Genomic DNA, 15501 nt, shown 5'->3' with positions numbered 1-15501 from the left:
CGGTCGCGCCATCAAGCAAACGACCAGCCATTATCCACCGGTATCGCCGCACCGTTGATTCCTTCGCTGGCAGCGCCGCAAAGGAACAGCGCCAAGGCGGTCACCGTCTCTATCGGAATAAATTTGCCACCCGGCTGACGGGTGGAAAGGAAAAGACGCGTCGCCTCTTCAGTGCTGATGCCTTTTTCCGCAGCCAGCTCTTCGATGCGGACAAGAGCAGAATCGGTCGCCATCAGTCCGGGACAGATCGCGTTGCAGGTGATCGCGGTCGAGGCCAGTTCCAGCGCGACCGTCCGCGTCAGGCCGACCATTGCGTGTTTGGTGGTGACATAATCCGCACGACCGGCAAGCGCGATGAGGCTGTAAACAGAAGCCATATTGACGATCCGCCCCCAACCCCGTGCCTGCATGCCCGGCAGACAGGCGCGAATCAGACGGAAAGGAGCGGACAGATTGACCTCCAGCGCCTTGTCCCAATCGGAATCGGCCAGCGCCTGCACCGGCGCCATTTTGCGAATGACCGCATTGTTGACCAGAATATCGATCCCACCCAACTGTTCGGTTGCAATGGCTGCAAGGTGATCGGCTGCACCGGTTTCAGACAGATCAACCACCGATGAGCCGACCGGCTGGCCTGTCTCACGGCTCAGAGCCGTCGCGGCATCACTCACTTCGGGCAGAATATCGGTGAGAAACACACGATCACCGGCCTTTGCAAAGCTGCGGGCCAGTTCCAGCCCGAGGCCAAGGGCCGAACCGGTAATCAGAACACCACGTCCTGTTGCAAGCGTCATCGCGCCAGTTCCTCCCATGTCAAACTTGGCGCAACGTCGAGCCGAACGACGATCCCCTCCAGTTCAGCCGAAGGTGCTGAATAGGCCTGCATAACTGCCGGATCGTGGCCCGGAACAATGTGATCGAGGCTTGGCGCCAGTTCGGTCAGTCGGGCATAGCCGCGAATAAGAGAGGCTTCATCGTAGAGCACGGGAAACGGATTACGACGCTCCATATTGGCGTAAAAATGCGTCGCATCGGAAGCCAGCACCACCCAGCCGCGCGCGGTATAGACGCGAACCGCCTGCAAACCGGCGCTGTGGCCCGGCACGGCATGAAGCCAGAAACCGGGCGAAAGTTCCCGGTCGCCCCGGTGAAATTCAATCCTGCCCGCATAGAGGCTGCGAATATAGGCGACAATGTTTTCAACATCGAAAGGAGCGCGCGCTTTCGCGTCGCACATGCAGGGACCGGTCGCGTGTCCCGCCTCATCAACCTGCAAATGAAAATGCGCTGCCGGAAAATCACCAAGCGTTCCCGCATGATCGTAGTGGAGATGTGTCAGCACGACCTGGGACACTTTGTCTGCATCCACGCCGAGAAATGCCAGCGCATCCACCGGCTTTCGCAGCAAGGTTCGCCCGCGCGCATCGGCAGCATCCTGTCCGAAGCCGGTATCGATGACGAAAACCTCGTCACCGCGCCGGGCGAGCCAAACGAAATAGTCGAGATCAGCTCCCGACTCATGCGGGTCAGAAACATGCAGAAAATTGTCTTTGATCGTTCGTCCGCCATGGGTGGCGTAACGCAAGGCATAAAGCTCGAAGGGCGCTATTTCCCCGTCAGATCCCGTTATCGGCTCCGCCATGATCCTCCCGCCCCACAAGCGCATTCGACGTTGATGCGCCGAACAATTTCATCTTAGCCTACAGTATGACCGTAATCTTGTCATACAATCTATTGACAGGTCAAGTCCGGCATGTCTAACCTTGGGTCAATAAGAAAGACAAAACCACGGGGACAAGCTGGCGCACTGCCACCTTAACGGAGAGATGTATGACTCGTCCTGAATTCAACGGTGAACAATTCCAGAAGGGGTTGAAGGTTCGGCGCGAAGTGCTTGGCGAGGCTTATGTCGCGCCATCGCTGGCCAATGCCGATGACCTGACCGCACCGCTTCAAAAGCTCGTCACCGAATGGTGCTGGGGTGAAATCTGGACCCGCCCCGGTCTCGAGCGCAAGACCCGCAGTTTTCTCAACCTCGCCATGCTGACGGCGCTGAACCGTCCGCATGAAATCAAGATCCACGTTCGCGGCGCACTGAACAATGGCGTGACCGAAAACGAGATCGTTGAGGTCATTCTTCAGGCCGCGATTTATTGCGGTGTGCCTGCCGCGCTCGACGCGATGCGTGTTGCTTCGGATGTGATCCGGCAAATGCGTGAAGAAAAGGCCGAAAGCGCCTGATTTATATAACCGGAACCGCTCCATAAAACCGGGGAACACCGGCGATTCCAATTGCAAATAGGAGGCCCAATGACACAGGGAACAGCTACAAAACCAGCCAGCACGCCGCATCGGCTGAAGACCGGCGCGGAGTATAAGGAATCCCTCAAGGACAACCGCCAGATCTGGGTCGGCGGTTCCAAACTGAACTCCGTCTATGACGAACCCGCGCTGGCCAAGGGCATCGACCTTCTGGCCTCGATGTTCGACGATCAGTTCACTGAAGAACATGCCGACGCCACCACCTATTACGACGAAAAGGCCGGCGCTGTTCTGAGCCGTTCGTGGCAGATTCCACGCACCAAGGAAGACCTAACTGCCCGCCGCCGCATGATCGAATATACGTCGCTCAAGACCGCAGGCACCTTCGGACGCCCGCCAGATCTCGCGCCGTCCATCGTTGTTGGTCTCTATGCCTATCTACCGACTTTCAAGAAGAAGAAGTCGCTCATCGACGGCATTGATCCGGACTTCGCCGAAAACATCGAACGCTACATGGAATACGGTCAGAACAACAATCTGACCGCGTCGGAAAGCCTCGCCGGACCGCAGGCCGACCGCTCGTCGCCCAAGGCTTCCGAAGCCTCGCTCCTGAAGGCGCGTAAGGTCACGAAGGACGGCGTCTATATCTATGGCGCCAAGACTGTCGGTTCGATTGCGGCTCAGGCCAATGATATTTTCTTCACCAATCTCGGCGGCATTCAGGAAACCCCTGCGGATGCCTGCATCTGGGGTTCGGTGCCAATCGACACGCCCGGCATCAAGATGATCTCGCGTGAAATGGTCTCGCAGCCATTGTCGAGCAAGTTCGACCATCCGGTGTCGAGCCTTGGCGAAGAAGCTGACCAGTTCATCGTGTTCGACAATGTTTTCGTGCCGAAGGAACGGCTCTTCAACCTCGGCGATCCGACGGCGATGAGCTATTACGGCCCGGTCTGCGTTTTTGCACACTGGCATGTCCTCACCCGTCTCGCGGTGAAGGCTGAACTGTTCGTCGGTGCAGGCCAGATGGTTCTTGATTATCTCGGCACCGGCAAAATTCCGGCTGTTCAGATGATGCTGGGCCAGTTGGTCGAATATGCGCAGACGCTCCGCGCCTTCGTCACCGCTGCCGAAGCGCTGGCTGTCCCGACCGAAGGCGATGTCATGCGCCCCGATGTCGGCATGCTGACCGCCGGTCGCCTCTATTCTATCGAAAACTACCCGAAGATCATCCATATCCTTCAGGAACTGTGTGGTCAGGGTCTGGTGATGCGTTTTGGCAAGAAGGCGTTCGACAATCCAGAAGTCGGCCACTTCCTGCATGAACTGCTGCCTGGACATGGCGTATCGGCCATGGTCAAGGAACAGCTGATGAATTTCATCTGGGACATGACCTCCGGTTCGCTGGCTGGCCGCGTTGCACTGTTTGAAAACGTCAACGCCACACCGGCTCCGGCCCTGCGCGCCCGACTATATAATGAAGTCAAGCGCGACGGTTATGTCGCCCAGGTGAAGAAGATCGCCGGGATCGAGTAAAGCTCTGACGACCCCGCCTGATGCCAATCGGGCGGGGTTTTTTCTTTCGCGACATGTTGGAGATTGCGATGGACCAGTCCTCGCTTATCGACCGCTTTTATAGCGCTTACACTTCGCGCGATGCCGAGGAGCGGCTTCGCTTTATCACGCCGATGGCTGGCACGAGGAAGTCGCCATGGCGAAACGCCGCCAGGGACACGCCGCTCTGGCTGAGGGGCTGACCGGCTTCTGGCGCATGCTGCCCGATGTTGCATGGGAACGGCGCGGCTATATTCGCTCGGGCAATCAGGTTGCTGTTCCCTATTACATGACCGGGACCTTCACGCCGCGCGGCGACAATGTTGAACCACGCCAGATCGCGCTTGACGGTCTGCATATATTCGAGTTCCAGGACGGTCTGCTGGCGGGCACCAAGGACATGTGGGACCTCGATCTTTTCAAAGCGCAGATGAGTTGAGACGATGAATGATCTGGCGAAACTCGACGGCATCGCGATTGCCGGTCTGATCTCCAGCAAAGAGATCAGCGCAAGCGAAGTCCTCGAAACCACTATCGAACGGATCGAGCGGCTCAACCCGCAGCTCAATGCCGTCGTGCATCCGCATTACGATCTCGCGCGCAAGCAGGTCGCCGACGGCTTGGCCAAAAGCCCGCTTTCGGGCGTTCCGATGCTGTTGAAGAACACCGGCTTCGAAGCGGAAGGCATGCTCCTGTCGAGCGGGTCGGAACTGCTGCGCAATGTCGTCAGCAAACGCGATTCCACCATCACCGCGCGCTATAAAGCGGCGGGCATGGTGATTGTCGGCAAGTCCAATACGCCGGAATTTGCGCTCAGCTTCACCACAGAATCCGACGCCTTCGGCCCGACCCGCAATCCATGGGATATCAACCGCACGGCGGGCGGCTCGTCCGGCGGCTCGACTGCGGCTGTCGCCAGCGGCATGGTGTCGCTTGCCAACAGTTCGGACGGTGCGGGTTCCACACGCCTGCCTGCCAGCCATTGCGGTCTTTTCGGGTTCAAGCCGTCGCGGCTGATCAATCCCGTTGGTCCTGCTGCCGCTGAAGCCATTGGCGGCATGTCCACACCACACGCCGTTACCTGGTCGGTGCGAGACAATGCAGCCATGCTTGACGTGACAGGCGGCAGCGATCTTGGCGACCCATGGGCGTCTCCAGCCACGCCGGGCAGCTATCTGGCAGCGCTCGACAAAACACTGCCTCGCCTCAAGGTCGCGATGATTGTCGTTGCACCAGACGGCAGTCCTATTGATCCAGAAATGGTCGAAACTGTGCGCGCCACCGCGCGGTTGCTGGAAGACCTCGGGCACAGCGTCGAAGAAGTTGCAGATGCAGGCTATGACGCGGAAGCACTGAAAGCGGCATGGCGCATCATCGTTGGTGTCAACGTGGCTTTGGGTGTCAGCGGCGGTGATGCAGCCTCTGCCAACATCGCCAAGCTTGAACCCGTCAATCAGCAATGGGTCCGCGAAGCGCTGGCAATACCCGGCACCCGTTATTTGTGGGCCGTCAACCAGCTTCACGCTTCGGCGCGCGCGCTCGGGCGGTTCTTCAGCACATATGACGTCATGCTGACCCCGGCTGCGGCAGAAACCGCGCCGCTATTGGGCAAGCTTGCCGGTCAGGGCAAAAACATCGACGAATTCTACGATCTGTTCTGGTCGCATTCGCCCTTCACTGCCGTTTTCAACACATCCGGCTGCCCGGCAATGTCGGTTCCCCTCGGCATGAGTACCCATGGCCTGCCCATTGGCTCCCATCTCGGTGCGGCCTTTGGAAACGACGCATTGCTTTTCGCGCTGGCTGCGGAGCTTGAACGCGCCGCTCCGTGGATCGACCGGCGCCCATCCATATTCGGCTGAGGAAATGTTTGATGAACAACTCTGAAATCCTTGCCCTTGATGCTCGCGACATCGCTGCTGCCGTAGCCTCCGGTGCTCTCACCACCCGTGCAGTCACGGAAGCCTTTCTTGAACGCATTGCGGACAGAGACGGTCCGGTCATGGCGTGGCAACATCTTGATGCCGCGCGGGCGCGCGCCGCCGCCGATGCAATGGATGCATCTGGAGCCAAGGGAGCGTTGGCTGGCGTCCCTATTGGCGTCAAGGACGTCATCGACACAGCCGACATGCCCACGGGCTATGGCACAAGCATCTATGAGGGCTTTCAGCCGCCATGGGATGCGCCAGCCGTGCAGATCACCCGCAATGCAGGCGGCTTGATCCTGGGCAAGACGGTTAGCACGGAACTTGCCATGGCAAGCCCGAACAAGACCCGCAACCCGCACAATCCGGCCCATACGCCGGGCGGATCGTCATCAGGTTCCTGTGCTGCCGTTGCCGCTGGCATGGTGCCTCTGGCCTATGGCACACAGACTTCCGGTTCGGTTATTCGCCCTGCAAGCTTTTGCGGCGTGACGGCCTTCAAGCCGACCTTCGGAGCGATCAACACGGTGGGGATCAAGGTACTCTGCCACGGGCTGGATACGCTCGGCATTCTCAGCCGCAACATTGGCGATGCCGCCCATTGCGCCGCAGTGCTGACCGGTAAATCCGAACTGGCCACCCTCACAGCACCGGCGCGCCCTCGTATCGGCGTCCTCCTCGGCACCCGTCTCGAAAAAGCGGAAGCCTATGCGATCGACATCGTCAACCGGCTGGCGTCCGTCGCGGAAGCATCCGGCGCAGACGTAACCGTGCTGGCCGCTCCGTCCTGGTTCGACGGCATTTTCGACCTGCATGAAGCCGTCATGGGCTGGGAAGTGACCCAGTCACTCGTCTCCGAGACCAGCCGCCATTGGGATCGGCTTACACCCGTTACCCGGGCCATGATGGAAGATCAGGGTCGCGTTGATGAAGCCCGCTATCGTGCTGCCATGGGCGAAATTCCAGGGATCCGCCTGATGATGGACGCGATCCTCTCGCGTTTCGATGCGGTGCTGACGCTGGCCGCCCCGGGCGAAGCGCCGGAAGGAACGCCGACTGGCGACCCGATTTTCAACCGGCTGTGGAGTGTCTTGCAAGTGCCGCTCATCTGTCTCCCCGCAGGCAAAGGCCCCAAGGGATTGCCAGTCGGCGTCCAGCTTGTCGGCGCGCGCGGCGCCGACCACCGGCTTGCCTCAGCGGCGCTCTTTGTTGAAACCGTGCTTGCTGCAAAAGGAGGCACCCTATGATCCAACCAGCCACCGATCAACTGACCGATGATTTTCGCTCCGCCATGCGCCAGCTTGCGGCGACGGTGAACATCATTACCGCCGGTGAAGGCGATCAACGGCGCGGCCTGACGGCAACTGCCGTCTGCTCCATGTCGCTGACGCCGCCTTCCATGCTTGTCTGTGTCAATCGCTTCGGCGAGGCGCACAAGGCGATCACCTCGGCGGGCAGCTTCTGCGTCAGTATTCTCGCCGACCGCCAGCGTGAAGTCGCCATGCGTTTCGCAGGCCAGATCGGCCGTATGGGTGAAGACAAATTTGCGCCCTATCGTTGGACAAGCCTTGCGACGGGTGCTCCGGCTCTTGATGACGCCATGGCCAATCTCGATTGCGAGATCGCCACGGTTTCCGAGACGGACAGCCATTCGATTTTCGTCGGCAATGTAAAGGCCATTCGCTTCGGACCTGAAACATCGCCGCTGCTGCATTACAACCGCAACTTTTTCACACTGGCAAACCAAAACGCACTCTAGAGCGGTTTCAGCAGAAGTTGAATCGTAATAACCTCTCTAGCCTTTTGTTTTGTCGCACATCTTATCCGAAAACCGCTTCGCACTTTTCGGGATGTGCTCTAGCAACCTGACAGAGTGGGAACCGGCTGCACCAGAATAAACACAATAACAAATAGATAGAGCACTTTCTTCATCGGGACTGGCCGACGTGCTCTCTGGTGTAGCCACAGTGTCAAACGGGCAGACGCCCAATGGAGGTATCATATCATGTCAATCAGCGACGCTCAGTTCCTGAAGGGCTGGAGACAGGTGCTCGAAATGTGCAACCTGAAAGCTGGCGAACAGGTCACCATTCTGACGAGTGACGACAGCAACAAGCAGATCGCCTATATCGCCAAGCTTGCGGCTTCCGATCTTGGAGCGGTTGTCACCGAACTGAACCTTGCTCCGGTCAATGCCGAAAAAGCGATTTCGCCTGACAAGTCTGGCTATATCGGCAAGACGCCACTCGACGGCAATTCGGCAGCGCTGGCCTGCCTCATGGCGTCCGACATGGTCATCGACACATTGCAGCTTCTGTTTTCCAAGGAACAGGAAGAAGTATTGAAGACCGGCACGCGCATGCTGCTGGCGGTGGAACCACCGGCAATCATGATGCGCCAGATTCCGCGCCCGGAAGACAAGCTGCGCGTTCTCGCTGCCGCCAAGAAGATCGGCGCGGCCAAGGAAATGCACGTGACCTCGAAAGCCGGCACGGATTTTCGTTGCCGCCTCGGGCAATATCCGGTTCTCACGCAATATGGTTTGGCCGATGAGCCGGGCCGCTGGGACCACTGGCCGAGCTGCTTTTCGGCTCGCTGGCCGGATGAAGGCAGCGCCGAAGGCACCATCGTCATCGACGAAGGCGACATCCTGCTGCCGTTCAAAAAATATGCTCGCGCGCCAATTACGGTGACCATCGAAAAGGGCTTTATCGTCGATATCAAAGGTGGTTACGACGCCGAGTTCATGCGTAAGTTCATGGACAGCTTCAATGATACCCGCGCCTATGCCATGGCCCATGTCGGCTGGGGCCTGGAAAACCGCGCCAACTGGACGGTGCTCGGCCTTTACAACCCCGAGGCACAACTTGGCATGGATGCGCGCTCGTTCGCAGGCAATTTCCTGTGGTCGTCGGGTCCAAACACCGAAGCCGGCGGCGATCGCGATACGCCATGCCATCTTGATATTCCGCTGCGCAACTGCTCTGTCTCTCTCGATGGCGAAGTCATGACACTGGAAGGCGTTGTCATTCCTGCGGATCAGAATTAAGGCAATGGCACAATACAACGTGGCAATTATCGGCGCTGGCTCTGCTGGCGCCCTTCTCGCCGCACGGCTGAGCGAAGATCCAGCACGGCAAGTCGTGCTGATCGAGGCCGGTGGCGAGCCGACAGACCCCGATATCTGGAAACCGGCCATGTGGCCCGCGATCCAGCATCGCCCTTATGATTGGGATTATAATACCGTCCCACAGTCGGGTGCTGCCGGTCGCAGTTTCCCTTGGGCACGCGGCAAGGCGTTGGGTGGCTCCAGCCTGCTGCATGCCATGGGTTATATGCGCGGCCATCCCGCCGACTTTGCTGCCTGGGCGGAAGCGACGGGCGATAAGCGCTGGAGTTGGGAAGGCTTGCAGAAAGCCTTCAAGGCAAATGAAGACCACGCACTGGGCGGCGATGGTATCCACGGCAAGGGCGGCCCGATGCCGGTATGGATACCGGACGAGGAGGTCAGCCCCCTGACCCGCGCCTTCATCGAAGCGGGTGCCGCAGTTGGCCTGCCCCGCATTCCCGGTCACAGCACCGGGCAGATGATGGGTGTTACGCCGAACTCGCTGATGATCCGCGATGGCCGACGCGTAACGGTCGCCGAAGCATGGCTGACGCCAAGCGTGCGTGCGCTTCCCAACCTGACGATACTGACAGGCACAAAGACCCGACATCTCAGTTTCGACAATGCTCGTGCCACTGGTCTTGAGGTTATCGGCCCGGAAGGTTTATCCACGATCACTGCCGACAAGATCATCCTTTCAGCGGGTTCGCTGGAAGGCCCCGCCCTTCTCATGCGTTCAGGCATTGGACCGGAAGACGTGTTGCATGAGGCTGGCGTGACCTGCCGTCTCAAAGCGCCTGAGCTGGGCCGCAATCTGATGGATCACCTGCTTGGCGCAGGCAATCTCTACGCTGCCAGACAAAAGCTGGCACCATCCCGTCTGCAACATTCGGAGAGCATGGCCTATATGCGTGCCGATGGCACTGCGACGGACGGCCAGCCCGAAATCGTCGTCGGATGCGGTGTTGCGCCCATTGTGTCGGAACTTTTCACGGCGCCAGCACCGGGCAGCGCCTATTCCTTCCTGTTCGGCGTTACGCATCCCACAAGCCGTGGTGAAATACGCATAACCGGCGCAGGTCTGGACGATCCCCTTAGGATCGACCCCAAATATCTCCAGACCGAGAACGACCGGCGATTGTTTCGGGCTGCCCTCGCGGCAGCGCGGGAAATTGGCCATCGCCCCGAACTCGATGAATGGCGCGATCACGAAATTCTCCCCGGAGCGGTGGAAACCGAGGATGATATCGACGCCTTCATCGCCAAGGCTGCCATCACGCATCACCACCCGTCAGGAACCTGCCGTATGGGCAACGACGATGCCGCAGTGGTCGATCCCGATTTGCGGCTGAATGGGTTGGATAACGTCTATGTCGTGGATGGCTCCGTTCTGCCGAGCCTGACCGCTGGTCCCATCCACGCGGCCATTCAGGCCATCGCCGAGCGCTTTGCCTGCGACTTCATCGGCAAGGCGACTTAGCTAACAGGGCGCGTTCGCTGTTCCAGCCCGGTGCGCCCAATTTTCCTGCCAAGCGGCGAATTTACGATAGTTTTTGGCCTCGTGGCACAAAACCTTGGAAAAAGCCAATAATTTTAGGACGCATTTGCGCTGCGAGTATTTCATACTGTTACCTGATCTAACCCTCTCATCTTCGCGACTCCAAAACATGGTCTAGAGAGGGTGATTGTGTTGTCGCTTACTTCATAGGGCGGACAATGGCCGTATATCCAGCCATCTGATTGCCAGTCAGACTTTCGCGTATCTCGCTCCTGCCCGGATCGCGTTCCAATAAAGAAGCGCTGAGTTACATACAGATTCCAGTTGAATGCACATAAATATGCGCATATAATAATCAACTAGAGGAGCATATGTTATGCTACGACCGGAGTCTGCCCGGACATTCAAACGCGCGACCAATCTTTCAATCGATAATGAGCTTCTTTCTGAAGCGCGCCAACATAAAATAAATATTTCGCGTGCAGCCGAGAGTGGAATTGCGCAGGCGATAGCTGCTGCCAAGTCAGCACTTTGGAAAGACGATAATCGTCCAGCGATACAAAGTTCTAATGCTTACGTCGAATCAAACGGCTTACCGCTTGAACGTTATCGTCAATTCTAATGGCGAGATATGACGTTTACTCCAATCCGAGTGGCGGCTATGTGCTCGATGTACAGGCTGATCTACTGGATGAACTGAAAACACGTATCGTCATCCCTCTAATATTAAAGCGCTGGCTCCCATCCCCGCGAAGCGGCTCAATCCGAGCTTCGAGATTGAAGGCGAGGAACATGTTTTGGTTACACAGTTTATGTCGGCAATTCCGGTGTCCGTATTAAAGGAACGAGTCACAAACCTTTCTGCTTCACATGACGATATCGTATCCGCGCTCGATATGGCATTTCACGGGTTTTGAACTCTACCGTTCAGTTATTCAACTGAGTGACAACATTGATAACCAGTCAAGTGGAGATTGAAGGGGGCGACCTATTCGGCTTCCAGGTGGACACGTTTGTCGAATTGCTTCCGCAACTATGAAAAATGTTGCAACTTGTCGAGAAACCGGCCTATCAGCTAGCCGCCTCGTTTCTGATAGTCTTCAAGTTTTCTGAAGTCAGAATGACTACATTTTCGCAGGCAGCCCAGACTTGTGGAACGTGGTACCGCGTCGAAATGGAGATAAAACTTTGGCAGTTGGTCGTCAATCCATGCCCCCACTCAATGCGCTGGTGGTTTTCGACAGCGCGGCCAGACTTGGCAGTTTCTCCCGTGCAGGTCAGGAACTGGGCCTTACCCAGAGCGCCGTCAGCCGACAGATCGGCAAGCTGGAAGCCTTCATTGGTTCAAAGCTCTTCAATCGTCTGCCGGTTGGCGTACAACTGACTGCCATGGGTGAAAGTTATGCCTCGGAAGTCAGTCGGCTCCTGGGCGATCTCAGCGCTGTCACAGATGGCCTTCGGGCGTGGATAGGCCCCCGGCAGATCACCATCGCCTGTTCGCGCGGCATTGCCGACCAGTGGTTTCTCTCGCGCATAGGCAAGTTGAAAGCAGAGATTTCAGGCATCGAAATCCGGCTGCGCGTAACGGATGACGTCGCCCATTTGCGCCTCGATGAGTTCGACCTTGCATTGTTTTATCGCAAAGAGCGCCCCATCGGCGTCAATTTGACGGTTCTCGGACGAGAGGAAGTCGTGCCGGTATCAGCGCCGGGTGTGCCCAATATCATGGAGCAGGAAGCGCCTGTACTGCTTGCTATCGAAGATACGATGCGCGAGTGGCAGGGATGGCCGGAATGGTGGCACGACGCCCGACTGTCGCCGCCCGGCGGCGCGCTGGAATGGCGGCTTGGCGATTACGGCCTTTGCGTCGCCGCGGCAACGCAAGGCATTGGCATCACCCTCGGCTGGACATGGCTGATCAAGGAACAGCTTGCGAGCGGGACTTTGGTGCCCGTGCATAGCCACATGATGCGGTCGGATGCCTATTTCTATCTGATGCGACCGGCCGACCGTCACCAGCGAAAAATCGTACGGGAAGTGGCCGGCTGGCTGATTGCGAGCAATGGAACCGATCCGATCACGTAAAGATGATCGGATCGGCGAAACGCATCATTCCTGCGGGAGTGCGGCGCGGCGGCGCGACACCATGCGGAAGCGGATATATCCGAAAACGGTGATCACCAGCCAGGCAACCTGCGAAATAAAGGAACCGAGGTTGAAGTTCCAAACCAGCGAATAGATCAGGGCGATGCCGCCCAGCACATTCAGCAGCGGAATGACCGGATCGTCGACGGTAAAAATACGCAATTGAATCAGCGCATAGCCAAGAAGGTAAAAGAACGCGCCCACCAAGCCGATAACATCCGGCAAACCCATTTTCGATCTCCAGGATCATCCAAATCTAAAAAAGCAGGGACAGCTTCCCCTACGGAAAAGCGCCCCTGCCGGTACTGTTGGACGCTCCTTTATTCCTGTTCGCGCAAATGCCAAGACACACATTTCGCATGAGGGTATGCTTAAAAGTCATGCCCAGAAATCCGACATCAACCCTTGAAAATAAGGGCTACAGTAAGCTACCCCACCCGCAAAAGCCGATAAGCTATGACTTAAACACAGGGGTACAGCATGCCTGAGCAAAAAAGCCAGTTTCAATTGACGCGTCGTTCTTTCATGGCGGGCGCAGCCGGCCTCGGTCTGGTGGGCATCACCGGCATGAGCGGCCTGATCACCTCGCCCGCTGCGGCGGCAGGCGAAGGCGCGCCAAAGAAAGGCGGAGTGCTCAAGCTCGGCATCGGCGGCGGCAGCACGACCGACAATTTTGATCCGCGCCTTCTGAAGGACTGGGTTCCGGTCAATCAGGCCTACATGCTGATGAACGGCCTTGTCGAAATCGACGCCAACAACAAGGCTGTGCCTGAACTGTTCGAAAGCTGGGAGCCGTCAGCCGACGCCAAGGAATGGACCTTCAAGGTTCGTCAGGGAGTGACCTTCCATAACGGCAAGACGCTTGACGCCGACGACGTCATCTATTCGATCAACCTTCATCGCGGCGAAACCACATCTGGCGCGCGTTCGCTCGCCTCGGAATTCACCGATGTCGCCAAGGTCGATGCTGGCACGGTCAAGATCACGCTGAAGAGCGGCAACGCCGATCTGCCTTACATTCTGTCCGATTATCACTTCCTCGTCGTTCCGAAAGACTGGACCGATTTCAACAAGCCGGTCGGCACCGGACCTTTCGTTTTCGAGCGTTTCCAGCCGGGCGTGCGTTCGCGTTTCACGCGCAATGAAAGCTATTGGAAGCCGAACACGGCATGGGTCGATGCGGTTGAAGTCATCGTTATCAACGATGTGTCTGCCCGTACCAACGCCATGATGTCCGGTCAGGTGCACGCCATCAACCAGCTCGACTTCAAGACCGTCGATCTGTTGAAGCGCAATCCGAACCTCAACATCGTCCAGTCGTCCGGCGGCCAGCACTTCTCCTTCCTGATGGATTGCACGCAGGCACCGTTCACCGACAACAATGTCCGTCTTGCCGTCAAACACGCCATCGACCGTGAACAGATGCTCAAGACCGCCTTGCGCGGCTATGGACGTCTCGGCAACGACAACCCGATCCCGAGCACCGACCCGTTTTTTGACGCAGCACTGCCGCAGCGCGCCTATGACCCGGAAAAGGCCAAGTTCTATCTGAAACAGGCCGGCATGGATTCGCTGAAAATCCAGCTGTCCGCTTCCGATGCAGCCTTCACGGGCGCTGTCGATGCCGCTGCGATCTTCCGCACCGCCGCCGCCAAGTCGGGCATCGAGATCGATATCAAGCGTGAACCGGCTGACGGATATTGGGACAATGTCTGGATGAAAGCGCCGTTCTGCATGTCTTATCGTGGTGGTCGCCCGACTGCCGATCAAGCCCTGTCGGTCGCCTACGCATCCAACGCATCGCAAAACGATACGCATTGGAAGAGCGCCGATTTCGACGCCAAGCTGCTTGAAGCCCGTGCGATGCTTGATCAGGCCAAGCGCAAGGAAATCTACGCCGAATTGCAGGCGATGATCAGCAATGATGGCGGCGCGCTTATTCCGATGTTCGGCGACTATCTCGACGCCACCTCCAAGAAGCTCAAGGGCGTGACCACGCATCCGATGTTCAATCTGATGGGTGCGCGCCTTGCCGAAAAAGTCTGGCTGGAAGCATAAATGTTCGTTCTAATTGTTAAGCGTGTGGGGCTCGGGCTCCTCACGCTGTTCCTCGTGTCGGCGTTGATTTTCGCCGGCACGCAGATTTTGCCGGGTGACGTGGCGTCCGCCATTCTCGGTCAGAATGCCACGCCGGAAGCGCTTGCGACGCTGCGCGAAAGCCTCGGCCTCAATCAATCGGTCCTCGCACGCTATTTCGCGTGGCTGGCAGGTTTCGTGACCGGCGATCTCGGCACCTCGCTTGCCAATCAGCAACCGGTTGCCGATCTCCTGTGGCCGCGTTTCTGGAATACGATGGCGCTTGCAGCCTTTGCAGCAGTCATCAGCGTCCCGATCGCCATTCTGTTTGGCCTCATTTCCGCAGTTAAGCGCGGCGGCATCTTCGACCGCGTTGTGAATATCGTAGCGCTCGCCTTCGTTTCGCTACCAGAATATTTCCTCGGCCTTTTGCTGATCCTGTTCCTGTCGATCCGCTTCAACCTGCTGCCGAGCCTTGCCGATACTTATGAAGGCATGACGTTCCTTGAATGGGTTCAAGCCACGGCCCTGCCCGCACTGACGCTGGTTCTGGTGACCGTTGCGCAGATGATGCGCATGACCCGCACCGCCGTTTTGTCGGTTATGGATCAGGCCTATGTTGAAACCGCCTATCTGAAAGGTCTGCGCACCAAGCGCGTTGTAACCAAGCACGCTTTGCCCAATGCGGCAGCGCCAATCGTCAATGTGGTGGCGTTCAACATCGCTTACCTTATCACCGGCGTGGTGCTGGTCGAAGCGGTCTTCAACTATAACGGCCTTGGCCGTTTCATGGTTGACGCCGTTTCCAAGCGTGACCTTCCGCTCGTGCAGGCTGCGGCCCTCGTCTTCGGTGCGGCCTATGTCATTCTCAATATCATCGCCGATGTCGCTGCCATCGCGCTCAATCCGCGCCTGAGGCACCCACGGTAAAG

14 protein-coding genes and 2 pseudogenes are annotated in these 15501 nt (G+C 57.9%); 13 read left to right on the top strand and 3 right to left on the bottom strand.

What is annotated here, in order from left to right; all coding sequences use genetic code 11:
* Positions 1-11 precede the first annotated feature (11 nt).
* Both QLQ11_RS22735 and QLQ11_RS22730 read right to left on the bottom strand, forming a co-directional pair.
* Positions 12-794, bottom strand: a complete 783-nt coding sequence (locus QLQ11_RS22735) for an SDR family oxidoreductase (protein ID WP_167836155.1) — start codon at positions 792-794, stop codon at positions 12-14.
* The gene (locus QLQ11_RS22730) at positions 791-1642 is read right to left on the bottom strand and encodes an N-acyl homoserine lactonase family protein (RefSeq protein WP_121539384.1); all 852 of its coding nucleotides are present in this window, start codon (positions 1640-1642) and stop codon (positions 791-793) included. Before QLQ11_RS22730 ends, QLQ11_RS22735 begins: the two co-directional genes overlap by 4 nt.
* Positions 1643-1830: 188 nt before the next feature.
* Between QLQ11_RS22730 and QLQ11_RS22725 the strand changes: the two genes are divergently transcribed.
* The 11 genes and pseudogenes from QLQ11_RS22725 (at position 1831) to QLQ11_RS22675 (ending at position 12433) form a co-directional block, all read left to right on the top strand.
* Positions 1831-2241, top strand: a complete 411-nt coding sequence (locus tag QLQ11_RS22725) for a carboxymuconolactone decarboxylase family protein (RefSeq protein WP_121539385.1) — start codon at positions 1831-1833, stop codon at positions 2239-2241.
* 69 nt (positions 2242-2310) lie between these two features.
* Positions 2311-3798: a 4-hydroxyphenylacetate 3-hydroxylase N-terminal domain-containing protein gene (locus QLQ11_RS22720; RefSeq protein WP_121539386.1), complete on the top strand. Its 1488-nt coding sequence runs from the start codon at positions 2311-2313 to the stop codon at positions 3796-3798.
* Positions 3799-3937: 139 nt separating this feature from the next.
* Positions 3938-4255: pseudogene (locus QLQ11_RS22715) on the top strand (nuclear transport factor 2 family protein); the annotation flags it as partial.
* 4 nt (positions 4256-4259) lie between these two features.
* Complete coding sequence (locus QLQ11_RS22710; RefSeq protein ID WP_121539388.1) at positions 4260-5678, top strand: amidase; 1419 nt, start codon at positions 4260-4262, stop codon at positions 5676-5678.
* 11 nt (positions 5679-5689) lie between these two features.
* Positions 5690-6988 carry an amidase gene (locus QLQ11_RS22705; protein WP_283735361.1) on the top strand — a complete coding sequence of 433 codons (1299 nt, stop codon included), beginning with the start codon at positions 5690-5692 and terminating at the stop codon, positions 6986-6988.
* Positions 6985-7500 carry a flavin reductase family protein gene (locus QLQ11_RS22700; RefSeq protein WP_124916102.1) on the top strand — a complete coding sequence of 172 codons (516 nt, stop codon included), beginning with the start codon at positions 6985-6987 and terminating at the stop codon, positions 7498-7500. Before QLQ11_RS22705 ends, QLQ11_RS22700 begins: the two co-directional genes overlap by 4 nt.
* 246 nt (positions 7501-7746) lie before the next feature.
* Entirely contained in the window at positions 7747-8790 is a 1044-nt protein-coding gene (locus tag QLQ11_RS22695) for a 2,5-dihydroxypyridine 5,6-dioxygenase (protein ID WP_124916103.1), read from the top strand.
* Positions 8791-8794: 4 nt separating this feature from the next.
* On the top strand, positions 8795-10330 hold the full coding sequence (locus QLQ11_RS22690; RefSeq protein ID WP_124916104.1) for a GMC family oxidoreductase: 1536 nt from the start codon (positions 8795-8797) through the stop codon (positions 10328-10330).
* A 394-nt stretch (positions 10331-10724) separates the two neighbouring features.
* Entirely contained in the window at positions 10725-10970 is a 246-nt protein-coding gene (locus QLQ11_RS22685) for a type II toxin-antitoxin system CcdA family antitoxin (protein ID WP_283735362.1), read from the top strand.
* Positions 10970-11265 (top strand): annotated as a pseudogene (locus QLQ11_RS22680) (CcdB family protein). Before QLQ11_RS22685 ends, QLQ11_RS22680 begins: the two are co-directional and overlap by 1 nt.
* A gap of 271 nt (positions 11266-11536) precedes the next feature.
* Positions 11537-12433 (top strand): LysR family transcriptional regulator, encoded by an 897-nt coding sequence (locus QLQ11_RS22675; protein ID WP_121539574.1) that lies wholly within the window; start codon positions 11537-11539, stop codon positions 12431-12433.
* A gap of 24 nt (positions 12434-12457) precedes the next feature.
* On the opposite strand, the gene QLQ11_RS22670 is transcribed toward QLQ11_RS22675, so the two are convergent.
* Complete coding sequence (locus QLQ11_RS22670; protein WP_121539575.1) at positions 12458-12724, bottom strand: cyclic nucleotide-binding protein; 267 nt, start codon at positions 12722-12724, stop codon at positions 12458-12460.
* 249 nt (positions 12725-12973) lie between these two features.
* Between QLQ11_RS22670 and QLQ11_RS22665 the strand changes: the two genes are divergently transcribed.
* Both QLQ11_RS22665 and QLQ11_RS22660 read left to right on the top strand, forming a co-directional pair.
* Positions 12974-14551: an ABC transporter substrate-binding protein gene (locus QLQ11_RS22665; protein WP_121539576.1), complete on the top strand. Its 1578-nt coding sequence runs from the start codon at positions 12974-12976 to the stop codon at positions 14549-14551.
* Complete coding sequence (locus QLQ11_RS22660; protein ID WP_283735363.1) at positions 14552-15499, top strand: ABC transporter permease; 948 nt, start codon at positions 14552-14554, stop codon at positions 15497-15499. It abuts the gene before it with no gap.
* Positions 15500-15501 lie beyond the last annotated feature (2 nt).

Source organism: Ochrobactrum sp. SSR (genome assembly GCF_030067775.1).
Lineage (GTDB): Bacteria > Pseudomonadota > Alphaproteobacteria > Rhizobiales > Rhizobiaceae > Brucella > Brucella teleogrylli.
This window is presented reverse-complemented; position numbering and strand designations above follow the sequence as displayed.

Excerpts from the sequence above, each read along its gene's own strand:
- QLQ11_RS22735 (WP_167836155.1), bottom strand. The coding sequence starts at position 794 with ATGACGCTTGCAACAGGACGTGGTGTTCTGATTACCGGTTCGGCCCTT.
- QLQ11_RS22670 (WP_121539575.1), bottom strand. The coding sequence starts at position 12,724 with ATGGGTTTGCCGGATGTTATCGGCTTGGTGGGCGCGTTCTTTTACCTT.
- QLQ11_RS22700 (WP_124916102.1), top strand. The coding sequence starts at position 6,985 with ATGATCCAACCAGCCACCGATCAACTGACCGATGATTTTCGCTCCGCC.
- QLQ11_RS22730 (WP_121539384.1), bottom strand. The coding sequence starts at position 1,642 with ATGGCGGAGCCGATAACGGGATCTGACGGGGAAATAGCGCCCTTCGAG.
- QLQ11_RS22720 (WP_121539386.1), top strand. The coding sequence starts at position 2,311 with ATGACACAGGGAACAGCTACAAAACCAGCCAGCACGCCGCATCGGCTG.
- QLQ11_RS22685 (WP_283735362.1), top strand. The coding sequence starts at position 10,725 with ATGCTACGACCGGAGTCTGCCCGGACATTCAAACGCGCGACCAATCTT.
- QLQ11_RS22695 (WP_124916103.1), top strand. The coding sequence starts at position 7,747 with ATGTCAATCAGCGACGCTCAGTTCCTGAAGGGCTGGAGACAGGTGCTC.
- QLQ11_RS22710 (WP_121539388.1), top strand. The coding sequence starts at position 4,260 with ATGAATGATCTGGCGAAACTCGACGGCATCGCGATTGCCGGTCTGATC.
- QLQ11_RS22665 (WP_121539576.1), top strand. The coding sequence starts at position 12,974 with ATGCCTGAGCAAAAAAGCCAGTTTCAATTGACGCGTCGTTCTTTCATG.
- QLQ11_RS22690 (WP_124916104.1), top strand. The coding sequence starts at position 8,795 with ATGGCACAATACAACGTGGCAATTATCGGCGCTGGCTCTGCTGGCGCC.
- QLQ11_RS22660 (WP_283735363.1), top strand. The coding sequence starts at position 14,552 with ATGTTCGTTCTAATTGTTAAGCGTGTGGGGCTCGGGCTCCTCACGCTG.
- QLQ11_RS22725 (WP_121539385.1), top strand. The coding sequence starts at position 1,831 with ATGACTCGTCCTGAATTCAACGGTGAACAATTCCAGAAGGGGTTGAAG.
- QLQ11_RS22705 (WP_283735361.1), top strand. The coding sequence starts at position 5,690 with ATGAACAACTCTGAAATCCTTGCCCTTGATGCTCGCGACATCGCTGCT.